2 protein-coding genes and 1 pseudogene are annotated in these 3,148 nt (G+C 75.4%); 1 reads left to right on the top strand and 2 read right to left on the bottom strand.

Annotated elements, in window-relative coordinates; all coding sequences use genetic code 11:
• Together ACFQ11_RS37440 and ACFQ11_RS37435 are read right to left on the bottom strand one after the other, a co-directional pair.
• A pseudogene (locus tag ACFQ11_RS37440) lies at positions 1-221 on the bottom strand (hypothetical protein); the annotation flags it as partial.
• A 22-nt stretch (positions 222-243) separates the two neighbouring features.
• The gene (locus ACFQ11_RS37435) at positions 244-1,131 is read right to left on the bottom strand and encodes a glycosyltransferase family 2 protein (protein WP_378307666.1); all 888 of its coding nucleotides are present in this window, start codon (positions 1,129-1,131) and stop codon (positions 244-246) included.
• 223 nt (positions 1,132-1,354) lie between these two features.
• Between ACFQ11_RS37435 and ACFQ11_RS37430 the strand changes: the two genes are divergently transcribed.
• Positions 1,355-2,992 carry a carbamoyltransferase family protein gene (locus ACFQ11_RS37430; RefSeq protein WP_378307664.1) on the top strand — a complete coding sequence of 546 codons (1,638 nt, stop codon included), beginning with the start codon at positions 1,355-1,357 and terminating at the stop codon, positions 2,990-2,992.
• Positions 2,993-3,148 lie beyond the last annotated feature (156 nt).

Raw genomic sequence — 3,148 nt, 5'->3', positions numbered from 1 at the left:
CGGTTGCCCGGCAGCCGCGGGGTCCGGGCGCCCGCCGCCGCGGCGACCTCGGCGGTGCCGTCCGCGGACGCGTTGGCGGCGACGATCACCGGGGCGGGGTGGCGGGCGAGGCTGCGGCGCAGCTCCGGGGCGCGGTCGCGGGTCGCGACGACGATCGTGACCCCGGACGTCTCGGGCGGCCGCACGCGGGCGGCGCCGGCTCCGGATCGGGTCTCGGTCATGGGCGGTTCCTCCCGGGGCCGGTCAGCTCACGTAGCGGCGGGCTTCGGACGTCCGCTGGGACGTCTCCAGGGTGCGCAGGCGGTCCTCGACGTCGCGGGGCAGCGGGCGGCGCTCCCGCGCGACCCAGCCGCGCGCGGCGGCGGCCTCGGCGAGCGCGGCGGCGGTGACGCGGTCGCGGGGCAGCGTGCGCAGCAGCCCGGCGGTGCGCCGCGCGGCGGCGGGCAGCGGGCGGCGCAGCCAGGTGAACCACAGGGTGTTGCGGATGCCGTGGCGGCGCCGCAGGTGCGCGTCCCGCACCGTGGACGGCCGGTGGTGCACGACGACGTCCTCCGCGTAGCACAGGTGCCAGCCGAGGGTCATCAGGTCGGCGCTGAGCAGCTCCTCCTCGCCGCCCAGCCACAGCCGCGGCGAGAACCCTCCCGCCTCCCGGAACGCCTCGACGCGGATCATGGACGCGCCCGCCAGGAACGACCCGAGCGCGGGGCCCGGCAGCCCGCCGGGGCCGGGGACGGGCGAGTCCCGCAGCTCGGGGACGATCGGGTCCTCGCGCCCGCCGGGCTCCACCAGGATCCGGCCGGTGACGACGGCGAGCCGCGGGTGCGCGTCCAGCATCGCCGCCGCGCGGGCGGGTGCGTCCGGCTCCCACCAGGTGTCGTCGTCGCAGAACGCCGCGTACGGGGTGCGCACGTGGTCGACCGCGAGGTTGCGCGCGACGGCGCCGAGGTTCTCCGGCGACCTGATCAGCCGGACCTCGGGGAAGCCCGCGGCGACCGCGTCCGGGGTGCCGTCCCCGGAGGCGTTGTCGACCACGATGATCGGCGGGCCGTCCGGCAGGGCCCGCAGGCGGGCGAGGACGGCCAGCAGGGACTCCCGCCGGTCCCGGGTGATGACGACGACGGTGTAGCGCATGGGTCGGCGCTACCCCGGCCACCGCCCCTCATGCGCCCGCGGCGGCGGGATCGCCACTGAAGTGGCACTTCTCTCAGCAGCGCCTTTTCACCTCCGCCGCGTTTAGCGTCCCAGTTCTCGGCAATGCCCGGAATTACCTATAGGGGATTTCCGCTCCCCGGCCGATGTCTATGACGCAGGCATCGCCATTCCACACCGATCGTCCGCCGAACGGGGCCTTGTCATGCGTGTGCTCGGAATCAATGCGATCTTTCACGACCCGGCCGCAGCGCTGGTGTCGGACGGCCGCGTCGTGGCGGCGACCGAAGAGGAGCGGCTCAGCCGCCGTAAACACGGGAAGCGGCCGGTGCCCTTCTCCGCCTGGGAACTGCCGGAGAAGGCGGCCCGCTGGTGCCTGGACGAGGCCGGGCTGGAACCCGGCGACCTGGACGCCGTGGCCTACTCGTACGATCCGGGCCTGGTCGAGCCGGGCCTCGACGGGCACGACGTGAACTGGGAGAAGCTGCGCACGCTGTACGCGCGGCGGGCCCCGAACTTCCTGGCCACCGCGCTCCCCGGGCTCGACCCCGGGATCGTCCGGTTCGTCCCGCACCATGTGGCGCACGCGGCGTCGGCGGCCCTCGCCGCGCCAGGCCCCGGCGAGGGCGACGTCCTCGTCCTGGACGGGCGCGGCGAATCCCACTCGCACCTGGCCGGGACGTACGCGAACGGGGAGCTCACGCCGCTGCACGCGCAGCGGCTGCCGCACTCCCTCGGGCTGATGTACGAGGATTTGACTGAGCACCTGGGCTTCCTGCGCTCCAGCGACGAGTACAAGGTGATGGCCCTGGCCTCCTACGGGGAGCCCCGGTTCCTCGACGAGCTGCGCGAGCACATCGGCGCCACCGGCGACGGCGGTTTCGCGGTCGCGCCGATCGACTGGGGCTCGCTGGCGAAGGCCCGCACCCCGGACGCCGAATGGACCCGCGACCACGCCGACCTCGCCGCGAGCGTCCAGGCGCGGCTCGAGGAGGTGCTGCTCGACCTCGCGGGCTGGCTGCACGGCCGGACCGGCTCCCGCCGCCTCATGCTGGCCGGCGGCGTCGCCCTCAACTGCGTCGCCAACTCCCGCCTCGCCGAGGCCGGGCCCTACGACGACGTGTGGGTGCAGCCCGCCGCGGGCGACGCGGGCACCGCGCTCGGCGCGGCCCTGCACCTGGCGCGCTCGTCCGGCGACGAGATCGAGGCGATGCCGGGCGCCGACCTCGGCCGCGGCTGGGACGACGACGAGATCGCCGCCCGCCTCGACGTCGCGAAGATCCCCTACGAGCGTCCCGCCGACCTGGCCGCGACCGTGGCCGAGGCCCTCGCGCACGACCAGGTCGTCGCGTGGTTCCAGGGCCGTTCGGAGTTCGGCCCGCGCGCGCTCGGCCACCGCTCCCTGCTGGCCCACCCGGGGCACGCCGCGAACGTCGAGCGGCTCAACGACGTGAAGGGCCGCGAGCAGTTCCGGCCGATCGCGCCGATGGTGTCGCTCGACCGGGCGGCGGAGATCTTCGAGGGCCCGCTGCCCAGCCCGTACATGCTGTTCGTGCACGGGGTGCGCCCGGAGTGGCGCGAGCGGATCCCCGCGGTCGTGCACGTCGACGGGACCGCCCGCATCCAGACGGTCGCGGACGACGACGAGCCCCTCGTCGCCCGGCTGCTGCGGGAGTTCGACCGCCGCACCGGCATTCCCGTCGTGATCAACACGAGCCTGAACACCGCGGGACGTCCGATGGTCGACGATCCCCGGGACGCGCTGGAGTGCTTCGGGTCCGCCCCGGTGGACCTCCTCGCCATCGGCCCGTTCGTGGTCCGGCGCCGGGAGGTGCACGCTTGATGGACTACACCGTCGTCGTGCCGACCGTCGGACGGGAGAGCCTGCGCGGCACGCTGAGCGCGCTGCTCGCCGGCCTCGTCGGGTCCGCGCCCGCGCCGCGGGAGATCATCGTCGTCGACGACCGGCCGGCGCCCGGCGCGCCGCTGCCGCTGCCCG

Source organism: Actinomadura sediminis (assembly GCF_042675525.1).
In the GTDB taxonomy this organism is placed as follows: domain Bacteria; phylum Actinomycetota; class Actinomycetes; order Streptosporangiales; family Streptosporangiaceae; genus Spirillospora; species Spirillospora sediminis.
This window is presented reverse-complemented; position numbering and strand designations above follow the sequence as displayed.